We start from the raw sequence: 25,092 nt of genomic DNA, 5'->3' as shown, positions 1-25,092 counted from the left end.
TCTTAAAGGGTCTCTGATCCGGTCAGGCGTTTGATGGTGCTGCGCAAAATGGGGCTGTCAGGCTGGTCCTTGAGGAACCGGCTCCAGATCTGCCGGGCTTCGCGCTGTTTGCCGTTGGCCCACAGGACTTCGCCCAGGTGAGCGGCGACTTCCTGGTCGGGAAAACGCTCCAGGGCCTGGCGCAACAAGCGTTCGGCCTCGTCGAGATTGCCCAGGCGGAAATTCACCCAGCCCAGGCTGTCGAGCACTGCCGGGTCTTCGGGATTGATCTGGTGGGCTTTTTCGATCAGTACCTTGGCTTCGTCGTAGCGGGTGGTGCGATCCGACAAGGTGTAACCGAGGGCATTGAGGGCCATGGCGTTGTCCGGGTCGCGCTGGATGATCAGGCGCAGGTCTTTCTCCATCTGGGCCAGGTCATTGCGTTTTTCCGCCAGCATGGCCCGGGTGTACAGCAGGTTCAAATCGTCCGGGTACTGCTTCAACGCTTGTAGCAACACGTTCCAGGCTTTGTCGCCCTGATTGTTGGCCGACAAGGTTTCGGCCTCGATCAGGTACAACTGAATGCCGTAGTCCGGTTGGGAGTCGCGCTGGACGGCGAGGCGGCTCTGGGCCTCGGCCGTTTTACCGTTGCTCATCAGGATATCGGCCTGGCGCAACTGCGCCGGCAGATAGTCATTGCCCGGGCCGACCTGGGCATACTCGATCAGCGCGCTCTCCGGGTCGTTGCGTTCTTCGGCGATGCGCCCCAGGTTCAGGTGGGCCGAGTCGACGTGACTCTCTCGGGCGATCAGGTCTTCCAGATAACCCTTGGCTTCGTCCCAGGCCTTGGCTTCCAGGCACACCAGCGCCAGGGAATAACGCAACTCGTCATCCTCCGGGTATTGCTGGACCAGGCTGGAAAACTCCACCTTGGCGTCGTCCATGCGGTTGTTTTCCACCAGCATGCGGGCGTAGGTGAGGCGCAGGCGTTTGTCATCCGGATACTTCTTGATGCTTTTTTCCAGCAGCGGCAGCGCTTCGTCACCGCGGTTCAAGCCTTGCAACAGGCGTGCGCGCAGCAGGATCGGCGCCACTTCGCCGGGCTCAGGCGGGTTGTCTTCCAGCAGCGTGAGGGCACCCTGGGTATCGCCGTCCTGCTGCAACAGCAGGGCCTTGCCGAAAATCAGCTGGCCGTTGTTCGGATGACGCTGCAACAGACGATCGAAGCTTTTTGTCAGGCCGTTGCGGGTTTCCTGGTCGGTGTCGGCTGCGGACAGCGCCAGAAAATCGAAGTGGGTATCACCCTTGCCCAGCAGGACTTTCTCCATGTACACCATGGAGTCGTCGTAGCGCCCGGCACGCGCCAGTTGTACGGCGGCGGCGCGTTGTGCTTCGAGGTCGTCCGGGGCGTTTCTGGCCCAGATCAGCGCGGTATCCAACGCGGCCTGGTCGGCGCCCAGGTACTCGGCGATGCGAAACGCACGCTCGGAGATGCCCGGGTCCTGAGTGTTGATGGCCTGGGTCACGTAGTTGTCCAGCGCAATGTCGAAACGATTGCGCTGGCCTGCCAGTTCGGCGCTCAACAGGCTGAAGATGGTTTCTTCGCTGAACGAGCCGTAGACCTTGGGTTTTTCAGGCGCCGGAGTGCTGTCTTCGACCGGCGGCGTACCGTCCGTCGACACGGGGGCCATGGACTGGCAGCCGCTGAGCAAGGCAAGAGCGAGGAGCAACGCGGAAGATCTATTCATATAGGAAAAGGACGACTAACCTGCGGTCGGATCATCATGACACAAGCCTTCGGTCAAACATAACCGCCCCGTCGATTTACGGCGCGGCTCGGGACGATAGAGATCGAGTGGTTGTTCTGAATCTGGCGAAGTAGGACAATTGCCGGCTTCACGTCACCATCAGCGACCTTGAATGGCCTTCCTTGCACTTGGTATTAACCACAAGACTGCTTCAGTAGACGTCCGCGAGCGCGTGGCCTTTACGCCTGAGCAGCTGGTTGAGGCCCTGCAGCAGCTCTGCCGACTGACCGACAGTCGCGAAGCTGCGATCCTCTCCACCTGCAATCGCAGCGAGCTTTATATAGAGCAGGATCACGTTTCACCGGATTCGGTGCTGCGCTGGCTGGCCGAATATCACAATCTGAGCCTTGAAGAGCTGCGCGCCAGTGCCTACGTGCATGAGGATGATGCGGCCGTTCGTCACATGATGCGTGTCGCTTCGGGCCTTGATTCGCTGGTGTTGGGTGAGCCGCAGATTCTCGGCCAGATGAAGTCGGCCTACGCCGTGGCGCGGGAGGCCGGCACTGTCGGCCCGCTGCTGGGGCGCCTGTTCCAGGCGACGTTCAACGCCGCCAAGCAGGTACGCACGGACACTGCCATCGGCGAGAATCCGGTGTCCGTGGCGTTTGCCGCCGTCAGCCTGGCGAAACAGATTTTCAGTGATTTGCAACGTAGCCAGGCGCTGCTGATCGGCGCTGGCGAGACCATTACCCTGGTCGCCCGTCATCTGCATGACTTGGGTGTGAAGCGCATCGTGGTTGCCAACCGGACCTTGGAACGGGCCAGTACCCTGGCCGAGCAGTTTGGCGCCCACGCAGTGTTGCTGTCGGACATCCCGGCTGAGCTGGTACACAGCGACATCGTCATCAGTTCCACCGCCAGCCAGTTGCCGATCCTGGGCAAGGGCGCGGTGGAAAGTGCCCTGAAGCTACGCAAGCACAAACCGATTTTCATGGTGGACATTGCCGTCCCCCGGGACATCGAGCCGGAAGTCGGCGAACTGGACGACGTTTATCTCTACAGCGTCGACGACCTGCACGAAGTGGTTGCCGAGAACCTCAAGAGCCGGCAAGGCGCGGCCCAGGCGGCGGAAGAGATGATTACCGTCGGCGCCGACGATTTCATGGTGCGCTTGCGCGAGCTGGCGGCGGTGGATGTGCTCAAGGCTTATCGTCAACAGAGCGAGCGCCTGCGCGACGAAGAACTTCAGAAAGCCCTGCGCCTGCTGGCCAACGGCAGCAGTGCCGAAGAGGTGCTGGTGCAGTTGGCGCGCGGCCTGACCAACAAACTGCTCCACGCTCCCAGTGTCCAGCTCAAGAAGCTGACTGCCGAAGGCCGCCTCGATGCGCTGGCGATGGCCCAGGAGCTCTTTGCCCTCGGTGAGGGTTCACCGGATAGTTTTTCGGATAAAAAACCGCAATGAAAGCGTCACTGCTCAATAAGCTGGACATCCTCCAGGACCGTTTCGAAGAATTGACCGCCTTGCTGGGCGATGGCGAAGTCATTTCCGACCAGAACAAATTCCGCACTTATTCCAAGGAGTACGCGGAAGTCGAGCCGATTGTCGCCACGTATAAACAGTTGCTCAAAGTCCAGGGCGATCTCGACGGCGCCCAGGCGTTGCTCAAGGACAACGACCCGGACATGCGCGAAATGGCCGTGGAAGAAGTCCGCGAAGCCAAGGAGCGGTTGCTCGAACTGGAAGATAACCTGCAACGCATGCTGCTGCCCAAGGACCCGAACGATGGGCGCAACGTGTTCCTCGAGATCCGTGCCGGCACCGGTGGTGACGAGGCGGCGATTTTTTCCGGAGACCTGTTCCGCATGTATTCGCGCTACGCCGAGCGTCGCGGCTGGCGTGTCGAGATCCTGTCGGAGAACGAAGGCGAACACGGTGGCTATAAAGAAGTCATCGCCCGAGTCGAGGGCGACAACGTCTACGGCAAGCTGAAATTCGAATCCGGTGCCCACCGTGTCCAGCGTGTGCCGGCCACCGAATCCCAGGGTCGCATCCACACCTCGGCCTGCACGGTGGCGGTATTGCCCGAGCCGGACGAGCAGGAAGCCATCGAGATCAACCCGGCGGACCTGCGGGTCGACACCTACCGCTCCTCTGGCGCGGGTGGCCAGCACGTCAACAAGACTGACTCGGCAATCCGCATCACTCACTTGCCTTCGGGCATCGTCGTCGAGTGCCAGGAAGAACGCTCCCAACACAAGAACCGGGCGCGGGCCATGGCCTGGCTGTCGGCCAAGCTCAACGACCAGCAGACCAGCGCCGCGGCCAACGCTATCGCCAGTGAGCGCAAACTGCTGGTAGGTTCGGGGGATCGCTCCGAGCGGATCCGTACCTACAACTTCGCCCAGGGCCGGGTCACCGACCATCGCGTCAACCTGACCCTGTATTCCCTCGACGAAATTCTTGCCGGTGGTGTCGATGCGGTCATCGAGCCGTTGTTGGCCGAATACCAGGCCGACCAATTGGCTGCGATTGGCGAGTAAGCACAGGTGAATAAATGACCATCATCGCCAGTCTGTTACGCGCTGCCGAGCTGCCGGATTCGCCCACGTCACGGCTGGACGCCGAGTTGCTGCTGGCCGCTGCGCTGGGCAAGTCCCGCAGTTTTCTGCACACTTGGCCGGAGCGGATCGTACCGAGCGAGGCGGCGCTGCTGTTTTCCGAATACCTGCGCCGGCGTCGTTCCGGCGAGCCGGTGGCCTACATCCTCGGGCAGCAAGGCTTTTGGAAACTCGACCTGGAAGTCGCGCCCCACACGCTGATCCCGCGTCCTGACACCGAGCTGCTGGTGGAAACTGCACTGGCCTTGCTACCGGCCACGCCGGCCCGAGTCCTGGACCTGGGCACGGGCAGTGGCGCGATTGCCCTGGCGTTGGCCAGCGAGCGCCCGGCCTGGACGGTCACTGCGGTGGACCGTGTGCTGGAAGCCGTGGCCTTGGCCGAGCGCAATCGTCAACGCCTGGATCTGCGCAACGTCACGGTGTTGAGCAGCCACTGGTTCAGCGCTCTGGACGGCGAGCGTTTTGAGTTGATCATCAGCAACCCGCCTTACATCGCCGCCGCCGATCCGCATCTGGCCGAAGGCGACGTGCGTTTCGAGCCGGCCAGTGCGCTGGTTGCGGGACAAGATGGGCTCGATGACCTGCGCCAGATCATTGACCAGGCACCGGGTCACCTCGAACCGGGCGGATGGCTGATGCTTGAGCACGGTTACGACCAGGCCGAGGCGGTGCGTGATTTGCTGGGCAGCCAAGGCTTTACGCAAGTCCACAGCCGCAAGGACCTGGGCGGTCATGAACGCATCAGCCTGGGGTGCCTGCCGTGCTGAACGATCAGGAGCTGTTGCGCTATAGCCGGCAGATTCTGTTGCAGCACGTCGACATCGACGGTCAATTGCGTCTCAAGCAAAGCCGCGTGTTGATCGTCGGCCTCGGCGGTCTCGGCGCTCCGGTGGCGTTGTACCTGGCCGCCGCAGGCGTCGGCGAGTTGCACCTGGCGGATTTCGACACCGTCGACCTGACCAACCTGCAGCGCCAGATTATTCACGACACTGACAGTGTCGGCTTGAGCAAGGTCGATTCGGCGATGCGTCGCCTGACGGCGATCAATCCTGAAGTTCGGTTGGTGCCTCACCCGACGGCCATGGACGAAGACAGCCTGGCCGCCGTGGTCGCGACGGTGGATGTGGTGTTGGATTGCTCCGACAATTTCTCGACCCGCGAAGCGGTGAACGCGGCGTGTGTCACCGCGGGTAAACCACTGGTCAGTGGTGCGGCGATTCGCTTGGAAGGGCAGTTGTCGGTGTTCGATCCGCGCCGCCCTGAAAGCCCTTGCTACCACTGCCTCTACGGCCACGGCAGCGAAGCCGAGTTGACCTGCAGCGAAGCCGGTGTACTCGGGCCGCTGGTGGGGTTGGTGGGCAGTCTACAAGCCCTCGAAGCCATGAAGTTGTTAGCCGGTTTCGGTGAGCCACTGGTGGGGCGCCTGCTGTTGATCGATGCCCTGGGCACACGTTTTCGCGAATTGCGGGTCAAGCGCGACCCGGGTTGCAGCGTCTGCGGTGGTCAACATGAGTGAAGCGCCAGTCGGTGTGCTTGACTCGGGTGTCGGCGGACTGTCGGTGCTGGAGGAGATCCGTCAGCTACTGCCCAATGAGTCGCTGTTGTACGTAGCTGACTGTGGGCACATTCCCTACGGCGAGAAAACCCCGGAATACATCCGACAGCGCTGTGCGATCATCGCCGACTTTCTCATGGGGCAGGGCGCCAAGGCGCTGGTGGTGGCCTGCAATACCGCAACGGTTGCCGCAGTGGCCGATTTGCGTCGTGATTTCCCTCACTGGCCCATCGTCGGCATGGAGCCGGCGGTGAAGCCGGCCGCCGCCGCGACCCGCAGCGGTATCGTCGGTGTACTGGCGACCACTGGCACCTTGCAAAGCGCCAAGTTCGCCGCCTTGCTCGACCGTTTCGCTACCGATGTGCGGGTGATCACTCAACCGTGTCCGGGACTGGTGGAACTGATCGAAGCGGGTGATCTGCACAGTCCGGCCTTGCATCAATTGCTGCAGCAATATGTCGATCCGTTGCTGGCAGCCGGCTGCGACACGCTGATCCTGGGCTGCACGCACTATCCGTTCCTCAAGCCATTGCTCAAGCAAATGATTCCGGAACACATCAGCCTGATCGACACCGGCGCCGCCGTGGCCCGCCAGCTTCAACGGCTGTTAGCCGAGCGGGCGCTATTGGCCGAAGGGCCAGCCAGCGAAACCCAACTCTGGACTAGCGCAGATCCGATACATTTGAGAAAAATCCTACCGTTGCTATGGCATTCGTCTGGCGTTGTGCGAAGCTTCGATCTGTAAGAAAAACGTGAAAAATGTGTGAAATGGGGTGAACTTCTGTTTTGTCGCGGATTTCTATAGCTTTGTCTGTTTGTAACAAAACTAACTAAGTCTGTTCGGAAAAGGATGTTTCTAATGAAGCGCTTATTTTGCTTTGCCGCATTTGCGGCTGCATTGTTGGGGCACACTTACACCGCTCAGGCGGCGGGCGTGGAGTTTGGGGTCGGCCAAACCAGTGATTCGACCATGACCTATCGCCTGGGCATGCAGTTCGATTGGGACAAGAGCTGGTGGCAGAGCGATGTGGGTCGCCTGACCGGCTACTGGAGCGGTGCCTATACCTATTGGGACGGGGACGAGACCTCCAGCAACCACAGCCTGTCGTTCTCGCCGGTCTTTGTATACGAGTTTGCCGGTCAGAACGTGAAGCCTTACATCGAGGCGGGTGTAGGTGTTGCGCTGTTCGCCAATACCGAAGTGGAAAGCAACAAACTTGGAACGGCTTTCCAGTTCGAAGACCGTATCGGTTTCGGCCTGCGCTTCAATGGCGGACATGAAGTGGGCATTCGCGCCACTCATTATTCCAATGCCGGCATCAAGTCGACCAACGACGGTGTAGAAAGCTACGCGCTGCACTACACGATGCCGCTGTAGCGTTCAGACACTGTGGGAGCGAGCTTGCTCGCGATAGCGGTGGGTCAGACAACTTCATGTTGAAAGGTCTATCGCTATCGCGAGCAAGCTCGCTCCCACAGAAATTCAGACTCCCCATCGATCCGATGCCTACCGATACGCCGTCGCAATTCCGAGGCGTTCTTCGATGCATTCCGGCGCACCCATCTCGAATTCGCGGCAGATCAGCGGGCGTTTTTCGTAGATCGTGCACATCATGGTGTCGCGATCCAGTGCCGCGCACCAGCCGTCGTCGAGCCGCAGCATCACCTCTCCACCCCAATCATCCGTATCGATAAAACGTTCCGGGACGCCGGTGTCGGTGATCAGCATCACTTCCAGTTGGCAGCAGCACGCCGCGCACGTCGAGCAAGTGACGGCTGGCGCGGCGATTTCATGGAGGGGGATGATTTTCATGGCGCGCAGTGTAAGGCAACCCGGCCGTTCAGGGTTGCCCCTTGATCGGGCATTTGTCACTCGCCTGGCTTGAGTCGATGCCTGCCTGAAGGGACTCGTTCGATGAAGGCAATGGCCAGAGCACCGTCATGGACGCAGCGGGGAGGGCCACTTCGGGGTGACGGTCGATCAACTGCGACAGTATGTGATTCGCCGCCGTTTCAGCTGACCACCGGACTGGGGCGGGAAAACAATCGCCGTGGCTTAGTGCCGGGTTGTCGTAGCCCGGGTGGACCAATGTCACGTCGATGTCCTCGGGGATGAGGTCAAGGCGGGTCGATTCGAACAGATAACGCATGCCGCTGCCGCCGACCTCCGTCAAGGAGGGTGGCAGGTAAGTCGCCGGGCTGGCGATACCCGCCAGATGAGGCGCGATACCCGCGCGTAGTAGCGGCAATGCCGTGTCGATGCAAAGGCTGGCGACCAGCAGATTGCTGCGTACGATGTGCTCGATGACCGGGTGGTCGCCGGAGTATTCAGCGGTTCCGGCGTTGAGAATCACAGTGTCCAGGGACCCCCACTGTTGGGTGATCTTCTCGCCGATCTCACGCACGGTCTGGCTGTCGGTCAAATCGCCGGGCAGCGCCAGAACTTGTCCTGGGTAACGAGCGCAAAGGGCTTCACATGATTGAGCCGAGCGTGAACTCATGGCCAGGTGCGCACCGGTGTCGAGTATCGCTTCGGCCAACGACGCACCTACGCCGTTACCCGCACCGGTCAGCCAATATCGCCGTGGAGGTCGTAGAGCCATTCCATACTCCTTTCGATGCAGCGCTTGGTAAGCGGCTTTGAAGAAGACCCTTTGATTAGTAAGACTATATGCCAAGGAAATAGTAATGCATCCCTTGGAGTAACAATTTCATGTTCGCTCACCGCCCATCTTTTCAGCGGTAGCGTCCTGTCGCGCCGGCAGGCTTCGGAACGCTTCCAGCGCACGTACTCGGGACTCGCTCAAATTGACGATGGGCGAAGGGTAATTCACTGCGTCAAACAATCCGCCCTGAGTATTTGGGTTATGGACCTGTTGCTTGTCGAGATCGTTCAGCTCAGGTAACCAGCTTTTGATGAACAAGCCCTCGCGATCAAATTTCTCCGACTGGCTCACCGGGTTGAATATCCGAAACCAGGGGGCCGAGTCCGTGCCGGTGGAGGCGCTCCACTGCCAACCGCCATTATTTGCGGCCAGATCGCCGTCGATCAGGTGCTGCATGAAAAAACGCTCGCCCTCGCGCCAATCGATCAGCAGGTTCTTGGTGAGGAACATCGCCACCACCATCCGCAAACGGTTGTGCATCCAGCCGGTCTCCAGCAATTGACGCATGGCCGCATCGATAATGGGCAGGCCGGTGCGTGCTTGCTGCCAGGCTTCCAGTTCCTCAGGGGCCTTGCGCCAGGCCAATGCCTCGGTTTCCGGACGAAAGGCCTGATGACGAGATACGCGTGGATAGCCCACGAGAATGTGCTTATAGAACTCGCGCCAAAGCAATTCATTTATCCAGGTCACGGCACCGACACTTCCGCTCTCGAATTCCCCCCGGTTGGCTTGCAACGCAGCGTGCAGGCACTGGCGCGGTGAGACCACGCCGGCCACCAGGTAAGCTGAAAGCTGGCTGGTGCCCGGTTTGGCCGGAAAATCCCGCTCGCGCTGGTAATCGTCGAGGTGTTGATCGACAAAGGTGTCCAGGCGCCGCCGGGCTTCGCTTTCACCGGCCGGCCAGAGCGCACGCAGCGCTTGGCCCGGCGGGGCGAACCCTTCGACTTGCGTCGGTACAGGATCACTGTCGATCAAGGTGGGGGCTTGCCGGAGGGGTGTGGCGACCAGGCTCGGCAGCGAGACGTGCAGGCGGTGGTAGCAAACCTTGCGGAACTGGCTGAACACCTGAAAGTAATTCCCGGTCTTGGTCAGTACGCTGCCTGGCTTGAACAGCAACTGGTCAAGGTAGCTGTGAAACTCGATGCCCTGGCCCCTCAAGGTCTGGGCGACTTCGGCATCGCGGCGGGTTTCGTTCAAGCCGTATTCTTCGTTGACGTGAACGGCGCTGATCTTCAGTTCGCGGCACAGCGTGAGGAGCACCTGCGGCGCCTGATCCCAGCGCGGCGCGTGGCGGATCAGCAGCGGGATGTTCAACTCTGCCAGGGCTTCGCCCAGGAAGGCGAGGTTGCGCAGCCAGAAATCGATCTTGCACGGTGCATCGTCATGGGCACGCCATTGTTCCGGGCTTGTCAGGTACACCGCCACGCACGGCCCTCTAATTGCGGCGGCCGCGAGGGCGGTGTTGTCGTGCAGGCGCAAGTCGCTGCGCAGCCAGATCAGTTGCATGGTGTTTGTCCATTTAAAGAAGGTTTCTGCGGCTCAGTTCGCGGTGGGCCGATAACGGATCTTCGGCCCAGGTGAGGTCCATCATCGAGACACTTGTGGATAGCTTGGCCTGGTGAATGGACGCGGCCGGGCCGGCGATGATGATCGGGCAATCGATCCCGCCCAGCAGTTTGGGCAGTTGGGACAGGTTCAGGGCATTGCTGGCATACAGCAGCACGCCGCGGGCCTTGAGGCGCTCGACCGCCAGGGCCAGTTCACCTGCCGGTATCGGCCCGTCGAAAACTTCCACCGGGCAATCGGCGCTGCTGGCCAGCCAGGCGGTGAGCCACAGGTGCGGTTCCAGCGGCAGGTCAGAATGGTTGACCAACAACAATGGCGCGCCCTTTAGCTGACGGTTGTTGTGGTAGATCCGGCTACCGAATTTACTGCGCAGCCAGGAGTACAGGAACACCCGTTCCAGTTGCGCGCCGAACTGGCCCTGCCAGCGCAATTGCAGCTCGGCCAGCAACGGCAGTAGCAATTGTTCGCACACGGTCCGGGGCGGGTAGAGCGCAATCGCCTGGTTGACCAGATCGTCGACCTGGCGCTCGGCCAGCTCCATCACCGCCAGCACCAGGGCGTGACGCTGACGTTGCCAGTCGTTTTCCTGCGGTTCGGACGGTGGCTGCGGCGTGTCGAGCAAGGGCTTGATCTTGCTCACCGCCATCCCGCGATTAATCCAGGTGAGGATACTCTGGATGCGTTGCACATGCTCGGCATTGAACAGCCGGTGGCCCTTGGGCGTACGGTGCGGCACGATCAGGCCGTAGCGGCGCTCCCAGGCCCGTAGCGTGACGGCATTGACACCGGTTTGCCGGGCGACTTCGCGGATAGGCAGCCAGCCTTCGGCCAAGGCTTTGGCGAAGTCAGCTCCTAGGTCTTCACTGGCACTGGAATCGGGTTTGTTGTTCATCAGATAGCGTTTCGCAAGCTCAGGTTTTCCGGGTGCGGCTGCAGGTAGACCTGCTGCGCCAGGTAAGGGTCGGGGTGTCGACGCAAATGATGCTTGAGCAACGTCAGCGGCACCACCAACGGCACAATGCCGAGACGATATTGGCCGATGAGATGCTGGACTTCCTGTTTGTCCTCGGCGCCGATGACGTGCTTGAGATAGCCGCTCAGGTGCTGCAGGACATTGGTGTGGGTGCGGCGGGTGGCGCATTTCTTCAAGGCCGCCATCAGTGCGCTGAAATAGCGTGGACCCAGTTCATCGGGGTCGGCCTTGCCCATGTTACCCAGCAAATGCCCCAGCGCCTTGTATTGCACCGGGTTATGCGCCATCAGCAGATACTTGTAGCGCGAGTGGAATTCGATCAGGTCGCGTCGGCTCAGCCCCTCGCGGCGTAACGGTTGCCAGGCAGCGTAGGCGAATACCCGGGTCAGGAAGTTTTCCCGCAGCACCGGGTCGTTGAGGCGACCGTCTTCCTCCACCGGCAGGTCTGGATGGCGCTCACAAAAAGCCTGGGTATAAATACCGCGTCCGCCGCCGTCCTGGGGCATGCCGTGGTGGTCGTAGACTTTCACCCGCTCCAAACCACAGGACGGCGATTTCTGCATGAAGATGTAGCCACTGATGTCATCCAGTGCCAGTGCCATTTGCTGCCCGTAATCGGCCAGTGACCGGGTCACGTTGAGGCCAGGTTTCGCCGTGCCGACCGCCTCGGGGTGCGCGGGGTCGCCCACCAGCCGGATCGGTGCCCGAGGGATGCCCAGGCCAATGGCGACTTCGGGGCATACCGGCACAAAATCGAAGTAATCGATCAGGGTGCGACTGCACAGTTGCGATTGCTTATGCCCGCCGTTAAAGCGAACTTCAGCACCCATCAAGCAGGCGCTGATGGCGATTTTCGGTTTGGCGGCGGTTTTGCTGGGCATGGGAACCTCTGCTGGTAAAAATTGTACAAGAAAAAATATTTGTACAATAATTTCATCATAGGTCCGAACCTGTACAAGTCAACCGATTTTGTTCAGGGAGGTACTTGGGTTTTTCTTTCGCGGATGAGCTGCTGTCTCTTTCGACAGCAGCGGATGGCGCAGGGTGATGCAATTTACTGCAGGCTGGCGTGCAGGCGCCGCGCGGCCTCCTGGCCGCTGAGCCACGCCCCTTCGACCCGCCCGGACAGGCACCAGTCGCCGCAGACATACAGGCCCAGGTCGGCATCGGCCAGGGCGCCCCATTCATGGCTGCCAGCAGGACGGGCGTAGAGCCAGCGATGGGCCACGCCGAAGCTTGGAGCGGGCATCGCGCTGTGCAGCAGTTCGGCAAAGGCGCCGTGAAGTTGTTCGATCACCGCTTCCTTCGAGAGATCGATGTGTTGTCGACTCCACTCGCTGGTGGCGTGCAGCACCCAGGTGTCGAGTTGACTGTCGCGTCCTGGTTTGCTGCGGTTGCGGGCCAGCCAGTCGAGCGGGCTGTCCTGGACGAAGCAGCCTTCCATGGGCGTATCCAGCGCTGTTTCGAAGGCCAGGGCCACCGCCCAGGTCGGGTCCATTTTCACCCCGGCTGCGACGCCGGCCAGTTTCGGTACGGCGGCCAGCAAGGCGGTGGCCTGGGGCGCGGGCGTGGCGATCACCACTTGGCCGAATGGGCCATGGGTGAAGCCTTCTGCGTCCTGCAGGTGCCAGTGCTCCTGGCCACGGTACACCTCGGTGATCCGGCAGGAGAACTGCACCTGCAACTTGCCAAGCAGGGCGCGGGTGATGGCGCTCATGCGCGGAGTGCCGACCCAGCGGGTCTGTTCGTCCGGCGAAGGACTCAGTTGCCCGCCCTGGAAATTATAGAGTTGCGGGTTCCATTCCGCGGCCCAGCCGTTGGCTTGCCAACGCTGGACTTCCATGACAAAGCGGCGATCGCGGGCGGTGAAGTATTGCGCGCCCATGTCCAGCGCGCCGGCGTCACTGCGTTTGCTCGACATGCGTCCGCCGCTGCCGTGGCTTTTATCGAAGAGTTGAACGATATGCCCGGCCTCCGTCAGGGCCTGGGCGGCTGAAAGTCCGGCGATGCCGGTGCCGATGATTGCGATAGGTACAGTCATGAGGGCCTCGTTTACCTTTCTGTACAGACTACGCCGTCGTTTAAACCTGTACAATTCGGGTTTTTGGTATAAGTTTTACCGTTCGCGTTTGGACAGGTTGTCCTATTGTTAAACACAGACCCTGTCCTATACGAAAAATCCCTGCTTATAAAAATAGACTAATGGGCCGATTAAAACGCGATGCGAGGAACATCTCATGCACATATTGCTGACCGGCGGTACTGGTTTGATCGGGCGTCAGCTCTGCCGTCTCTGGTTGGAACGGGGGCATCGCTTGACGGTATGGAGCCGGCGACCCGAAGAAGTGGTGAAAATCTGTGGCGCACAGGTGCGAGGAGTGGCCAGGCTCGACGAGATTGATGAGCCGGTGGATGCCGTGGTCAACCTCGCTGGCGCGCCGATTGGCGACCGGCCCTGGACTCACAAACGCAAACTGTTGCTGTGGAGCAGCCGCGTCACGCTGACTGAGGTTTTGTTGGCGTGGATGGAGCGTTGCGAGACGAAACCGCAGGTGCTCATTTCCGGTTCCGCAGTGGGTTGGTACGGCGACGGTGGCGAGCGTGAGTTGACTGAGGAGTCGGGCCCGGTCAGCGAGGATTTCGCCAGCCAGTTGTGCATTGCCTGGGAAGAAACCGCGCAACGGGCCGAGGCCATGGGTATACGCGTGGTATTGGTGCGCACGGGCCTGGTCTTGTCTGCTGAGGGCGGCTTTTTGTCGCGCCTGTTGCTGCCGTTCAAACTGGCGCTGGGGGGGCGTATCGGCAATGGTCGGCAATGGATGCCATGGATTCACATTGATGATGAAATCGCCCTGATTGATTTTCTTCTGAACCGCTTTGATGCCAGCGGTCCTTATAATGCCTGCGCGCCGAACCCGGTGCGCAACCGCGATTTTGCCAAGGCCTTGGGGAGCGTGTTGCATCGGCCGGCCGTGGTGCCGATGCCGGAGCTGGTGCTGAAGGTTGCGCTCGGGGAATTGTCATTGCTGCTGCTGGGCGGCCAGCGGGCCACGCCGGCCCGGTTGCAGGCAGCGGGTTTCACTTTCCGGTTCACTGAATTGCCCGCGGCCCTGGACGACTTGTCGGGCCGCCTTTGAAATAGGACGTTGCATGACCGATCACGCGTTGCTTCTGGTGAATCTGGGTTCGCCTGCTTCCACCTCTGTGGCCGATGTGCGCCGCTACCTGAATCAATTTCTGATGGACCCGTATGTCATCGACTTGCCATGGCCGGTGCGGCGCCTGCTGGTGTCGCTGATCCTGGTCAAGCGTCCTGCGCAATCGGCCCACGCCTATGCCTCGATCTGGTGGGAGGAGGGGTCGCCGCTGGTGGTACTCAGCCGTCGACTGCAACAAGCCATGACGGCTCAATGGAGCCGGGGCCCGGTGGAGCTGGCGATGCGTTATGGCGAGCCGTCCATTGAGTCGATGTTGGTGCGCCTGGCGAGCCAGGGCCACAAGAACATCACGCTGGCGCCGCTGTATCCGCAGTTCGCTGACAGCACTGTGACCACGGTGATCGAGGAGGCCAGGCGGGTCGTGCGTACGAGGAAACTCAACGTACAACTCTCGATTCTCCAGCCGTTCTACGATCAGCCGGAATACCTCGACGCCTTGGTCGCCAGCGCCAGGCCGTATCTGATGCAGGATTACGATCATCTGCTGCTGAGTTTCCATGGCTTGCCGGAACGGCACCTGACCAAGCTCGACCCGACCGGCTTTCATTGCTTCAAGGATGCCGATTGCTGCAAGAACGCGCCGCCGGAGGTCATGGCCACGTGTTACCGCGCGCAATGCATTCGCACCGCCGAACTGTTCGCCCAGCGTATGGGCCTGAAGGATGGGCAGTGGTCGGTGTCGTTCCAGTCGCGACTGGGCCGTGCCAAGTGGATCGAACCCTACACCGAGGCGCGTCTGGATGAACTGGCCAAAAGTGGCGTGAAAAAAGTGCTGGTGATGTGCCCGGCATTCGTCGCCGACTGCATCGAGACCCTGGAGGAGATCGGTGACCGCGGGCGCGAGCAGTTCCGCGAGGCGGGCGGGGAGGAGTTGGTGCTGGTGCCATGCCTCAATGACCAGGCGCAGTGGGCCAAGGCGTTGAGCACGCTGTGTGAGCGAGCACCCATCGCGCTATAAATTCAAGGGCCCCATCGCGAGCAAGCTCGCTCCCACAGTGGATCTCGAATGCTCACAAAATTTGTGTGCACAACAAGAACCCTTGTGGGAGCGAGCTTGCTCGCGATAGCAATCTGACAGAAGGCAAAAAACTTCAAGTTCCAATCAAATCAGCGGCTCATCCGCCTTCTTGTGCTTCCAACCGTCATTACCCGGCAGCAGCAGGTTCAGTGCGATCGCCACCACCGCGCACAACGCAATGCCCTTGAGGCCGAAGTCGTCCGGGCCCGTGCCGGTGCCTACCAGTACACCACCGATGCCGAACACCAGCGTCACCGAGACGATCACTAGGTTGCGTGCTTCGCCCAAGTCGATTTTGTGGCGGATCAGGGTGTTCATGCCCACCGCGGCAATCGAACCGAACAACAGGCACAGGATCCCGCCCATCACCGGCACCGGGATGCTTTGCAGCAACGCGCCGAACTTGCCGATGAACGCCAGGCTGATGGCGAAGATCGCCGCCCAGGTCATGATCTTCGGGTTGTAGTTCTTGGTCAGCATCACCGCGCCAGTCACCTCGGCGTAGGTGGTGTTGGGCGGGCCGCCGAACAGGCCTGCGGCGGTGGTGGCAATCCCATCACCGAGCAGGGTGCGGTGCAGGCCGGGTTTTTTCAGGTAATCGCGACCGGTCACGCTGCCCACGGCAATCACGCCGCCGATATGTTCGATGGCCGGTGCCAGGGCCACCGGCACGATGAACAGGATCGCCTGCCAGTTGAACTCCGGTGCGGTGAAGTTCGGCAGGGCGAACCACGGCGCGGCGGCGATTTTCGCGGTGTCCACGACGCCGAAGTAAAACGCCATGGCAAAGCCCACCAGCACGCCGGAAATGATCGGCACCAGGCGAAAAATGCCTTTGCCAAACACCGCGACGATCAGGGTAGTGAGCAAGGCCGGCATCGAAATCAGCATCGCGGTTTGGTAAGGAATCAGCTCGGTGCCGTCGCCAGCCTTGCCCATGGCCATGTTCGCCGCAATCGGCGCCATCGCCAGGCCGATGGAGATGATCACCGGGCCGATGACCACCGGCGGCAGCAGCCGGTCGATGAACCCGGTGCCCTTGATCTTCACCGCCAGGCCCAGGAAGGTGTAGACGAAACCGGCCGCCATCACGCCGCCCATGGTCGCCGCGAGGCCGAACTGGCCCTTGGCGAGGATGATCGGGGTGATGAAGGCAAAGCTCGATGCCAGGAATACCGGCACCTGCCGGCGGGTGACGATCTGGAACAGGATCGTTCCCAGGCCGGCGGTGAACAGCGCCACGTTCGGGTCCAGGCCGGTGATCAGCGGCATCAATACCAACGCGCCGAAGGCGACGAACAGCATCTGAGCACCGGACAGCACCTGGCGCCAGAGCGGATCGTTGAACTCATCCGGCATGCTCAAGCGTCCTTCTGCTTGGTGCCGAAGATCTTGTCGCCAGCGTCGCCCAGGCCCGGAATGATGTAGCCGTGCTCGTTGAGTTTCTGGTCGATCGACGCGGTGTAGATGGTCACATCAGGGTGAGCGTCGTGCACAGCCTTGATGCCTTCGGGAGCGGCGACCAGCACCATGGCGCGGATGTCCCGGCAGCCGGCTTTTTTCAACAGGTCGATGGTGGCGACCATGGAGCTGCCGGTGGCGAGCATCGGGTCGATGATCATGGCCAGGCGCTCGTCGATTTCCGGCACCAGTTTTTCCAGGTAGGTGTGAGCCTGCAGGGTCTGCTCGTTGCGAGCCACGCCCACGGCGCTGACCTTGGCACCCGGGATCAGGCTCAACACGCCTTCGAGCATGCCGATGCCGGCGCGCAGGATCGGCACCACGGTGATCTTCTTACCGGCGATTTTTTCCACCTGGACCGTACCGGCCCAACCTTCGATCTCGTAGGACTCCAGCGGCAGGTCCTTGGTGGCTTCGTAGGTGAGCAGTGCACCGACTTCCTGGGCGAGTTCGCGGAAGTTCTTCGTGCTAATGTCGGCGCGGCGCATCAGGCCGAGTTTGTGTCTGATCAGCGGGTGGCGGATCTCGAGGATGGGCATGGGAAAGGCTCCGGCGGCGGGCAAAAAAACCGGCCTAGATTAATCTATCCGAGGGTGTTGTCCTATAGACAATACAGAACGTTAGTCCACAAACGCTTGATCTGGCCGGGCGGGATGCGTACCTTTGCCCGTTTTTCCAAACCCGTCCCTCCCTCAACCTCCCCTGGAGAGCGCCATGTCCGCTGATCTCGAGCATATCCGTCAAATCATGCGAGAGGCTGACTGCCTGTACACCGAAGCCGAAGTCGAAGCGGCCATCGCCCGTGTCGGAGCCCAAATCAACGAGCAACTGGCCGATACCAACCCGGTGGTGTTCTGCGTCATGAACGGCGGGCTGATCTTCTCTGGCAAGCTGCTGACCTATCTGAACTTCCCACTGGAAGCGTCCTACCTGCACGCCACCCGTTATCGCAACGAAACCAGCGGCGGTGACCTGTTCTGGAAAGCCAAGCCGGAAGTCTCGTTCATCGACCGCGACGTGCTGATCATCGACGATATCCTCGACGAAGGTCATACCCTGGGCGCGATCATCGACTTCTGCAAACACGCCGGTGCCCGCGCTGTGCACACCGCTGTGCTGATCGACAAGGACCACGACCGCAAGGCCCGCCCGGACCTGAAAGCCGATTTCGTTGGCCTGCCGTGCATCGACCGCTACATCTTTGGCTACGGCATGGACTACAAAGGTTACTGGCGCAACGCCAACGGTATTTTCGCCGTCAAGGGAATGTAATCGATGAACCGGCCGGGCTTTCTGGATCAAACGCTGTTCGATGAGCTGGCCGAGAAAGCCGCGGCCAGCCCCCGCGGGCGGCAACACCATAATTTTCATCAGATGGACGAGCCTTGCCACCGCATGGCGGTTGGCTTGCAACCTTCGACGTACATCCCGCCTCATCGCCATCTGAGTGCTGACAAGGCTGAGACCTTGCTGGTGCTCAGGGGCCGGCTCGGCGTGTTGATCTTCGATGAAACCGGTGCAGTGTTGGACAAGCGCATCCTGCAGGCCGGCGGCGATTGCCTCGGTGTCGACCTGCCGGCCGGTGTGTATCACGGTTTAGTGGTGCTGGAGGCCGACAGTTTGATGTTCGAATGCAAGGCCGGCCCCTACCGGCCGGTGGGCGAGGGCGAGCACGCCCACTGGGCGCCCCGCGAAGGCGAGGCGGGCGTGGCTGAATACCAGGCCTGGATGCGCGCGCAGTTCGACTGACCGCTGCGGCAGTTGGGCTGTTGTGGCGAGGGAGCTTGCTCCCGCTGGGCTGCGCAGCAGCCCCAGTTGCAGGTGGGTGCTACGCACCCAAGCGGGAGCAAGCTCCCTCGCCACAAAAAACTCCGTGGCCACAAATCACTCAGGCCAGCCTTGAGTGAGCGGTGCTGCCGCCAGCCAACCATTGCTCGCTCTTGATCCGCGCCTGCTCCAGAGTTTGCACATAGGCCAATTGCCGCTGCTCGCGATGAATGCCGGCGCGGCGCAGTTTCAGGCGCACCCGCGGCGCGGTCGCCACCAGGATCAAGCCGATGCCCTGCTTGCGGTAGTCCTTCAGGATGTTTTCAAAAGCCGCCAGTGCGGTCATGTCCAGCATCGGCACGGCGCTCATTTCCACCACTACGACCCGAACCCCTGGATCGAATTTGCGCAGCACATCCAGGGCTTTTTCTGCCGCGCCGAAAAACAGTGGCCCGCGAATTCCGTAGCAACGTACATGCTCGGGCATGTCCAGCAAGGCTTGATGGAAGTGGCGCGGCAGTTCGGCGCTGTCGGTCAGCTCACTCATGCGCTTGATGAACAGTCCGGCCGCCAGTAGCAGGCCGACGGCGACGGCCATGACCATGTCGAACAAGACGGTCAGGCTGAGGCAGGTCAGCAACACCAGCACGTCGCTGCGCGGGGCGATGCGCAAGGTGTGCAACACGTGCCCGGCTTCGCTCATGTTCCAGGCCACGATCACCAGCAGCGCCGCCAGCGCGGCCATCGGCAGATAGCTGAACAAGGGCGCCAGCAGCAACATGGCCAGCAGTACCACGAGGCTGTGAATGATGGCCGCCATCGGAGAAAACGCCCCGCTGCGCACATTGGTGGCGCTACGGGCAATTGCGGCGGTGGCCGTGATGCCGCCGAACAGGGGGGCAACGAGATTGCCCAGGCCTTGGCCGATCAGCTCGGCGTTGGGGTCATGCTTACTGCCGGTCATGCCATCGGCCACCACGGCGCACAACAGCGATTCGATCGCCCCGAGCATGGCAATGGCGAAGGCGGGAGCCAGTAGTTGGCGGATCAGGTCGTAGGAAAACCCCAGTCGCTGACCATTGCCATCCGCCAGATTCCATGGCCAGTCAAAGGTGGGCAGAAATGGCGGGATACCGGGATAGCTGATGCCGTCGACCACATAGCTGAAGCGTTCGCCCAGCGTCGCAATGGGCCAGCCACCGAGTTCCAGTGCGAGCCCCAACAGCGCACCGACGAGCAGGGCGACCAAATGGCCCGGAACCCGCGGGACCCAGCGCGGCCAGATCATCAGCACTGCCAGGCAGGTGATGCCGACGATGGCGTCGCCCAGTCGAGCGCTGGGCAGCGCTACGATCAACGCGCCCAACTGTTCGATGTAGTGCTGGGCCTGGCCAACGGTGGACAAGCCCAGTAGATCCTTCAATTGCAACGTGGCGATGACCACGCCGATGCCGGCGGTAAAGCCAAGGATGACCGGATAGGGAATGTACTGGATCAGTCGTCCGGCCCGCATCAGTCCCAGGGCGATCAGAATCAGGCCCGCGAGCATCGTGCACAACAGCAGGCCGCCCAGGCCGTATTGTTGGGTGATGGGCAGCAGGATGACGACGAAGGCTGCTGTCGGCCCGCTGACATTGAAGCGCGAGCCGCCGGTGAGGGCAATCAGCGGCGCGGCCACCAGCACCGTGTACAAGCCATGTTGCGGAGGGACGCCGACGGCAATGGCCAAGGCCATGGCCAAAGGAATGGCGATAATGCCGACGGTCAGCCCGGCCACGAGATCGCCACGCAGGCGCTCGAGGGTATAACCGGCGCGCCAGGCTTGGCGCCAGGCAGCGAATAGCGGTGGGGCGGAGAAAGACATGGGTACTCCACGAAAGGAACGGAACACTGCAGCTGAACCTGCCGGACACAGTCCACTGTGGCGAGGGAGCTTGCTCCCGCTCGGCGGCGCAGCCGTCGTAAAACCGGCTGACGCGTTCCGTCTGAAGGATCGCGTCAATCCATTTTGGGGCGGCTTCGCCACCCAGCGGGAGCAAGCTCCCTCGCCACGATGACATCAGGGCTGATGGCTCCTTGAGTATGCCGCGCCCGTTGCGCCGATGTATTGACCTGGATCGCTTATTTTTGCAGTTCTTGCTCATGCTAGAGTGCCAAGCCAAGACCCTGGAGCCTGTCATGAGTGTATCGATCCGCCGTTGTGCCGCGTTGCTGCTGATCTCCAGCCTGCCTCTGGCAGCCGTTGCCGCGCCGATACACAGCCAGTTCCTGCCGCCCGATGACCTGGCGGTGCGGCAGGAGCCGCCGCAACAGCAGCAATTGCTGCAAGTCACCGAATACTCGGTGGTGCTGGGTAATCAGCGCCAGTCCAACCAACAACCGATCCCCGTGACTTCGCCGCTGCTGGTGCGCCTCAAGGGCAAGCCCATGAATAAAGGCGCCACCATCAACCAGGTGATTCTTAACTTTGACGGCGAGAGCAAAAGCCTGAAGAAGCCGGTTTTTGACGAGGCGAGCAAAACCCTGACCCTGTCTTATCCACAGGCTCAGTACCGGGTAGTCATTGATCTGCTGCGCAACAACACGGTGTATGTGCAATTTCTCAGCTACGCCAACGGCCATATCTGGGCCGACCTGCACACCGGTGCCGAACGCCCGCGTTGAGCCTCGGGGCCTGCCGGGGGTAAACTGCCTGCCCCGTGAATTGTGCGAGCTGGAGCCGGCAATGCGTAAAGACAAGAAACAAGTGATTGGTGACGAGATTGGCGATGAACAGATCAAGCTGTTCCTCAATTTCGAGCCGATCGATGCCACTTCGCCGTCGCTGCACAAACTGATCAAGGCGTACCGTGGCTTGCGAACCCACGATTTCGAGCGGTTCCTGACGTTTTTCGTCGAGGCTGGTTACGACCTCAATGGCAAGGATGAGCAGGGCAACGATTTTGTAGCGCAGGTGCGCGACCAGCGTAATGCCGAGGAATACATCGAGTTGATCGAAAAGGCTCGCGGCTGATTGATCCTGGGCCTGCTTCGTAGAGCCTGCGGGAGCAAGCTTCCCTCGCCACGATAAGTTTCTCCCATAAAAAACGCCCCGCTCTCATGGAGACCGGGGCGTTCTTTTTAGGCGGTCGAATCAAGCGTAGCTTTGGGTCTCGCTGCTTTCTTCAACCAGTTCCAGGGCGATGTTGTTCTGCGCGTTGATCTTGCGATACAGCGCGGCGTCGGTTTCCAGCACTTTTTCCCGGGCCGGGAAGATTTGCGCGAGCTTGGCAGCCCACTCACCCTTGGCCTTGTCCGGGAAGCAGCGCTCGATCAGTTCCAGCATGATCGAAACGGTCACCGAAGCGCCTGGCGATGCGCCGAGCAGGGCGGCAAGGGTGCCGTCCTTGGCTGCCACCAGCTCGGTACCGAACTGCAGGACGCCGCCTTTCTTCGGGTCTTTCTTGATGATCTGTACCCGTTGGCCGGCCACTTCCAGGCGCCAGTCCTCGGCTTTTGCTTCGGGGTAGAAGCGGCGCAGGGATTCCAGGCGTTGTTCCATGGACTGCATCACTTCGCTGATCAGGTATTTGGTCAGGTCCATGTTGTCCCGGGCCACGGCCAGCATCGGGCCAATGTTGCCGGCGCGCACCGACAGCGGCAGGTCCATGATCGAACCGTGCTTGAGGAACTTGGTGGTAAAACCGGCGTAGGGCCCGAACAACAGGGATTTCTTGCCATCGACCACGCGGGTGTCCAAGTGCGGTACCGACATCGGCGGCGAGCCCACTGCGGCCTGGCTGTAGACCTTGGCCTGGTGGTGCTTGACCACTTCCGGGTTGTCGCAACGCAGCCACTGGCCACTGACCGGGAAGCCGCCGAAACCCTTGCTTTCTTCGATGCCCGAGGCTTGAAGCAGCGGCAATGCCGCGCCACCGGCACCCAGGAACACGAATTTCGCATCGACTTCACGGCTGCTACCGGAATTGACGTCCTTGATGCTCACGGTCCAGCCACTGCCGTTGCGCTTGAGGCCGGTGACGCGCTTGCAGTATTTGACCTGGGTGTCCGGGGCGCTGGTCAGGTGCTTGAGCAACTGATTGGTCAGGGCACCGAAGTTGACGTCGGTACCCTTCATGATGCGGGTGGCGGCAATGACTTCGTCAGCCGGCCGGCCGGGCATCATCAGCGGCATCCACTCGGCCATCGTGGCCTTGTCCTCGGTGTATTCCATGTCAGCGAAGGCGTGGTGCTGGCTCATCAGTTCGAAGCGTTTCTTGAGGAACGACACGCCTTTCTCGCCCTGCACGAAACTCAGGTGTGGCACTGGGGCGATGAACGATTTGGATGAGCCGAACGTGCCTTTTTTGGTCAGGTACGTCCAGAACTGCTTCGACACCTCGAACTGGGTGTTGATGTGCACGGCTTTCTTGATGTCGACACTGCCATCGGCTGCCTGGGGCGTGTAATTGAGCTCACACAGCCCAGCGTGGCCGGTACCGGCGTTGTTCCATGGGTTGGAACTCTCCGCGGCACCGGAATCCATCAGCTCGACGACTTCCAGCGAAATCGCGGGGTCGAGCTCCTTGAGCAGTACGGCCAGGGTGGCACTCATGATGCCGGCCCCTACCAGAACTACATCGACTGCTTCGTTATGCGCCATTTAACGCGTCTCCAAAATCTGCAGCACCAAATTGTCGGCATAGCGGCCAGGATTGGCGGGGCAGGTCAGTTGCGCCCCAGGTACCCATGGCCAGGATCGCCATGTCCGAATCTTCGCAATTTTTTGCAACTACTGCGGATGCATGCAGCCTGGCCTCAAGAGTCACATGAACTCATTTAAGTGCCGGGCAGGCAATTCGACTTATGGCCGAGACATCCGTACGTGCAACCAAATCCGTAGAGGACAGGCTTCAGGCGCCGGTTCTTGAGCGATATCCGGTCCTGTGTCGTTGGGCTGTTCCAGACGCCAATGGTGCTTGTTCAGACGCAAAACTCTTCATTTGCTCGCCACACTCTCGTGAAGTTGTGAAAACCCGTTTTTTCACGCTCTTTTGAAGACGTGAACCTCAAAAAAGGGCTGTCCCAGCCTGGCACCGCGCCCGGTTTGGTTGCCCCCATGTAATACATGACAGGCAAAACGGGCAGACAGCTCAGTGACCGAGCGTAATGACAGCTCTGCAGATTCGCGAAAAGTGGGGGATTTGCCTGAAGAACAGCAAGCGCCAGCTTCACTCGATCTGTGTGGGCGGCTCTCTGTGGGCGTTGCGGGGTGCCAATACCAGCGCATCAGCGGTGTTGCGAGGCCCGATCAGGAGACGTCCTTATAATCGGGGGGAGATTGTATCGAAGAAACGCAGGGAAATGGTCGTGTTTAATGACTTTTATTAGCCGTCCGGTCAGATGGCCAACAGTTGCCGGTTGCGTGAGTGGGCACGAAGCGGGTGCACACGGGCACTGGCGGGCAATGGCTGGTGCAGCCAGTTGAGGCGGATCTCTTCGATTTCCACCCAACCTTCGCCCATGGGCTGCAGGCTGCACTGCTTGAAGGCCTGGCAGTGGCCGTTGCGATCCAGCAGGGCGAAACTGCGGTGATGCGGGCGCGGGGTGAACAGGGAAATAAGAAAGCGCATGGTCGGATACCGGTTCGGGGAGCTTGTGACAAGCCTGACAGCAGGCCATGACAGGTCGGTGTAAGGATCGTGACAATGGGGTGACAGGAACCGGCAATCACGCCCCGTGTCAGACATTTCAGTATTCATCGCAAGGCGCTAGTTCACCGCGATGGCGCACCGCTATACTGCCGGCCTGTTTGTGCCCGATTCTGGAGAGAAGAGCATGTTGCAACGCCTGTTGTTCGGTTTGATCGCTGTGACCAGTCTGACCCTCGTCGGCTGCGCCCACAGCCCGCAACAACTCAACCCTGAGCCGACGCTCAATGCCCAACTGGCGCCTGTAGGTCGTGGCCAGCCGGTGGTGGTGCGGGTTGTGGATGGTCGTCCGTCGCCGACGCTGGGTACCCGTGGCGGGTTGTATCCGGAAACCAGCGTGATCACGGTGCAGGGCGCGCAAATCTTGCCCAAGCTGCAGGCCCAGGCTGAAGCGGCGGTGCGTTTGCTGGGCTTCACGCCCACCGCCAACGCCATGAATGCTCCGCAACTGACGGTGACCCTGGCCGAGCTCAAGTACCAGTCGCCCAAGGAAGGCATGTATGTGACTGAAGCTACTATTGGCGCGACTTTCCGTTCCGATGTGCAGAATGCCAACCGTCGCTACAGTGGTCGTTACGGTGCTTCGCTGGATCAGCGCTTTGGTATGGCGCCCAATCAGGACACCAATACCAAGTTGGTCAGTGATGTGTTGAGCGATGCTTTGACTCGGTTGTTCAAGGATCCGACTATTGGGCAGGTGCTGGCTGAGTAAGGTTTCGGTTTGTATGTAGAAATTGTGATTCAAGGAAAACGGTGTTTCTTCTTAGGATGAGGAAGCGCCGTTTTTTTTGCTCGGATTTCTGGGCTGGGGTTGGTGTGTATATCCGTTGCT

25 protein-coding genes are annotated in these 25,092 nt (G+C 60.7%); 13 read left to right on the top strand and 12 right to left on the bottom strand.

From position 1 onward, the window contains the following. Positions 1-2 precede the first annotated feature (2 nt). The gene (locus QNH97_RS23785; RefSeq protein WP_283554175.1) at positions 3-1,727 is read right to left on the bottom strand and encodes a tetratricopeptide repeat protein; all 1,725 of its coding nucleotides are present in this window, start codon (positions 1,725-1,727) and stop codon (positions 3-5) included. 172 nt (positions 1,728-1,899) lie between these two features. On the opposite strand from QNH97_RS23785, the gene hemA reads away from it, so the two are divergent. The 6 genes from hemA (at position 1,900) to QNH97_RS23755 (ending at position 7,279) form a co-directional block, all read left to right on the top strand. Next, positions 1,900-3,189 (top strand): glutamyl-tRNA reductase, encoded by a 1,290-nt coding sequence (gene hemA / locus QNH97_RS23780; RefSeq protein WP_283554174.1) that lies wholly within the window; start codon positions 1,900-1,902, stop codon positions 3,187-3,189. Then, positions 3,186-4,268 carry a peptide chain release factor 1 gene (gene prfA, locus QNH97_RS23775; protein ID WP_283554173.1) on the top strand — a complete coding sequence of 361 codons (1,083 nt, stop codon included), beginning with the start codon at positions 3,186-3,188 and terminating at the stop codon, positions 4,266-4,268. Before hemA ends, prfA begins: the two co-directional genes overlap by 4 nt. Positions 4,269-4,282: 14 nt before the next feature. Further along, positions 4,283-5,113: a peptide chain release factor N(5)-glutamine methyltransferase gene (gene prmC / locus QNH97_RS23770; protein WP_283554172.1), complete on the top strand. Its 831-nt coding sequence runs from the start codon at positions 4,283-4,285 to the stop codon at positions 5,111-5,113. Continuing rightward, on the top strand, positions 5,107-5,862 hold the full coding sequence (locus QNH97_RS23765) for a molybdopterin-synthase adenylyltransferase MoeB (protein ID WP_283554171.1): 756 nt from the start codon (positions 5,107-5,109) through the stop codon (positions 5,860-5,862). Before prmC ends, QNH97_RS23765 begins: the two co-directional genes overlap by 7 nt. After that, positions 5,855-6,646 carry a glutamate racemase gene (murI, locus tag QNH97_RS23760; RefSeq protein ID WP_283554170.1) on the top strand — a complete coding sequence of 264 codons (792 nt, stop codon included), beginning with the start codon at positions 5,855-5,857 and terminating at the stop codon, positions 6,644-6,646. Before QNH97_RS23765 ends, murI begins: the two co-directional genes overlap by 8 nt. Positions 6,647-6,760: 114 nt before the next feature. Beyond that, the gene (locus tag QNH97_RS23755) at positions 6,761-7,279 is read left to right on the top strand and encodes an acyloxyacyl hydrolase (protein ID WP_283554169.1); all 519 of its coding nucleotides are present in this window, start codon (positions 6,761-6,763) and stop codon (positions 7,277-7,279) included. Between the two features lie 129 nt (positions 7,280-7,408). Here QNH97_RS23755 and QNH97_RS23750 read toward each other — a convergent pair whose 3' ends face one another. The 6 genes from QNH97_RS23750 to QNH97_RS23725 all read right to left on the bottom strand — a co-directional run bounded on the left by QNH97_RS23750 (position 7,409) and on the right by QNH97_RS23725 (position 13,147). Next, entirely contained in the window at positions 7,409-7,714 is a 306-nt protein-coding gene (locus QNH97_RS23750) for a YkgJ family cysteine cluster protein (protein WP_283554168.1), read from the bottom strand. 28 nt (positions 7,715-7,742) lie between these two features. Next, complete coding sequence (locus QNH97_RS23745) at positions 7,743-8,504, bottom strand: SDR family NAD(P)-dependent oxidoreductase (RefSeq protein WP_283554167.1); 762 nt, start codon at positions 8,502-8,504, stop codon at positions 7,743-7,745. A 108-nt stretch (positions 8,505-8,612) separates the two neighbouring features. Further along, positions 8,613-10,073 (bottom strand): deoxyribodipyrimidine photo-lyase, encoded by a 1,461-nt coding sequence (gene phrB / locus QNH97_RS23740; RefSeq protein ID WP_283554166.1) that lies wholly within the window; start codon positions 10,071-10,073, stop codon positions 8,613-8,615. 13 nt (positions 10,074-10,086) lie between these two features. Continuing rightward, positions 10,087-11,025: a MerR family transcriptional regulator gene (locus QNH97_RS23735; protein ID WP_283554165.1), complete on the bottom strand. Its 939-nt coding sequence runs from the start codon at positions 11,023-11,025 to the stop codon at positions 10,087-10,089. Further along, complete coding sequence (locus QNH97_RS23730) at positions 11,025-11,987, bottom strand: YbgA family protein (protein ID WP_283554164.1); 963 nt, start codon at positions 11,985-11,987, stop codon at positions 11,025-11,027. Before QNH97_RS23730 ends, QNH97_RS23735 begins: the two co-directional genes overlap by 1 nt. A gap of 173 nt (positions 11,988-12,160) precedes the next feature. Continuing rightward, positions 12,161-13,147, bottom strand: a complete 987-nt coding sequence (locus tag QNH97_RS23725; RefSeq protein ID WP_283554163.1) for an NAD(P)/FAD-dependent oxidoreductase — start codon at positions 13,145-13,147, stop codon at positions 12,161-12,163. Between the two features lie 196 nt (positions 13,148-13,343). Here QNH97_RS23725 and QNH97_RS23720 point away from each other — a divergent pair, with 196 nt between their 5' ends. Continuing rightward, positions 13,344-14,243, top strand: coding sequence for a TIGR01777 family oxidoreductase (locus tag QNH97_RS23720; RefSeq protein ID WP_283554162.1), 900 nt, complete (start codon positions 13,344-13,346; stop codon positions 14,241-14,243). Between the two features lie 13 nt (positions 14,244-14,256). Next, positions 14,257-15,282: a ferrochelatase gene (gene hemH / locus QNH97_RS23715; RefSeq protein WP_283554161.1), complete on the top strand. Its 1,026-nt coding sequence runs from the start codon at positions 14,257-14,259 to the stop codon at positions 15,280-15,282. Between the two features lie 144 nt (positions 15,283-15,426). On the opposite strand, the gene QNH97_RS23710 is transcribed toward hemH, so the two are convergent. Further along, a complete protein-coding gene (locus QNH97_RS23710) occupies positions 15,427-16,701 on the bottom strand; it encodes a uracil-xanthine permease family protein (protein WP_283554160.1) in 1,275 nt (424 codons plus the stop codon). 2 nt (positions 16,702-16,703) lie between these two features. Then, positions 16,704-17,342 (bottom strand): uracil phosphoribosyltransferase, encoded by a 639-nt coding sequence (gene upp, locus QNH97_RS23705; RefSeq protein WP_283554159.1) that lies wholly within the window; start codon positions 17,340-17,342, stop codon positions 16,704-16,706. 175 nt (positions 17,343-17,517) lie between these two features. Between upp and QNH97_RS23700 the strand changes: the two genes are divergently transcribed. Together QNH97_RS23700 and QNH97_RS23695 are read left to right on the top strand one after the other, a co-directional pair. Continuing rightward, complete coding sequence (locus QNH97_RS23700; protein WP_283554158.1) at positions 17,518-18,075, top strand: hypoxanthine-guanine phosphoribosyltransferase; 558 nt, start codon at positions 17,518-17,520, stop codon at positions 18,073-18,075. Between the two features lie 3 nt (positions 18,076-18,078). Then, a complete protein-coding gene (locus tag QNH97_RS23695) occupies positions 18,079-18,552 on the top strand; it encodes a WbuC family cupin fold metalloprotein (RefSeq protein WP_283554157.1) in 474 nt (157 codons plus the stop codon). A 139-nt stretch (positions 18,553-18,691) separates the two neighbouring features. Here the strand turns inward: QNH97_RS23695 and dauA are convergent, their stop codons facing one another. Next, a complete protein-coding gene (gene dauA, locus QNH97_RS23690) occupies positions 18,692-20,434 on the bottom strand; it encodes a C4-dicarboxylic acid transporter DauA (protein WP_283554156.1) in 1,743 nt (580 codons plus the stop codon). A 314-nt stretch (positions 20,435-20,748) separates the two neighbouring features. Here dauA and QNH97_RS23685 point away from each other — a divergent pair, with 314 nt between their 5' ends. Beyond that, positions 20,749-21,234 carry a hypothetical protein gene (locus QNH97_RS23685; protein ID WP_283554155.1) on the top strand — a complete coding sequence of 162 codons (486 nt, stop codon included), beginning with the start codon at positions 20,749-20,751 and terminating at the stop codon, positions 21,232-21,234. Between the two features lie 61 nt (positions 21,235-21,295). Beyond that, positions 21,296-21,583, top strand: coding sequence for a PA4642 family protein (locus tag QNH97_RS23680; RefSeq protein ID WP_283554154.1), 288 nt, complete (start codon positions 21,296-21,298; stop codon positions 21,581-21,583). A 120-nt stretch (positions 21,584-21,703) separates the two neighbouring features. Here the strand turns inward: QNH97_RS23680 and mqo are convergent, their stop codons facing one another. Both mqo and QNH97_RS23670 read right to left on the bottom strand, forming a co-directional pair. Next, a complete protein-coding gene (gene mqo, locus QNH97_RS23675; protein WP_283554153.1) occupies positions 21,704-23,212 on the bottom strand; it encodes a malate dehydrogenase (quinone) in 1,509 nt (502 codons plus the stop codon). A 736-nt stretch (positions 23,213-23,948) separates the two neighbouring features. Continuing rightward, positions 23,949-24,182, bottom strand: a complete 234-nt coding sequence (locus QNH97_RS23670) for a hypothetical protein (protein WP_283554152.1) — start codon at positions 24,180-24,182, stop codon at positions 23,949-23,951. Positions 24,183-24,387: 205 nt separating this feature from the next. On the opposite strand from QNH97_RS23670, the gene QNH97_RS23665 reads away from it, so the two are divergent. Beyond that, entirely contained in the window at positions 24,388-24,972 is a 585-nt protein-coding gene (locus tag QNH97_RS23665; protein WP_265029790.1) for a YajG family lipoprotein, read from the top strand. Positions 24,973-25,092: the final 120 nt, after the last annotated feature.

The organism is Pseudomonas sp. G2-4, assembly GCF_030064125.1.
GTDB lineage: Bacteria > Pseudomonadota > Gammaproteobacteria > Pseudomonadales > Pseudomonadaceae > Aquipseudomonas.
The sequence above is the reverse complement of the archived record's forward strand: the minus strand, read 5'-3'. Positions and strand labels throughout refer to the sequence as shown.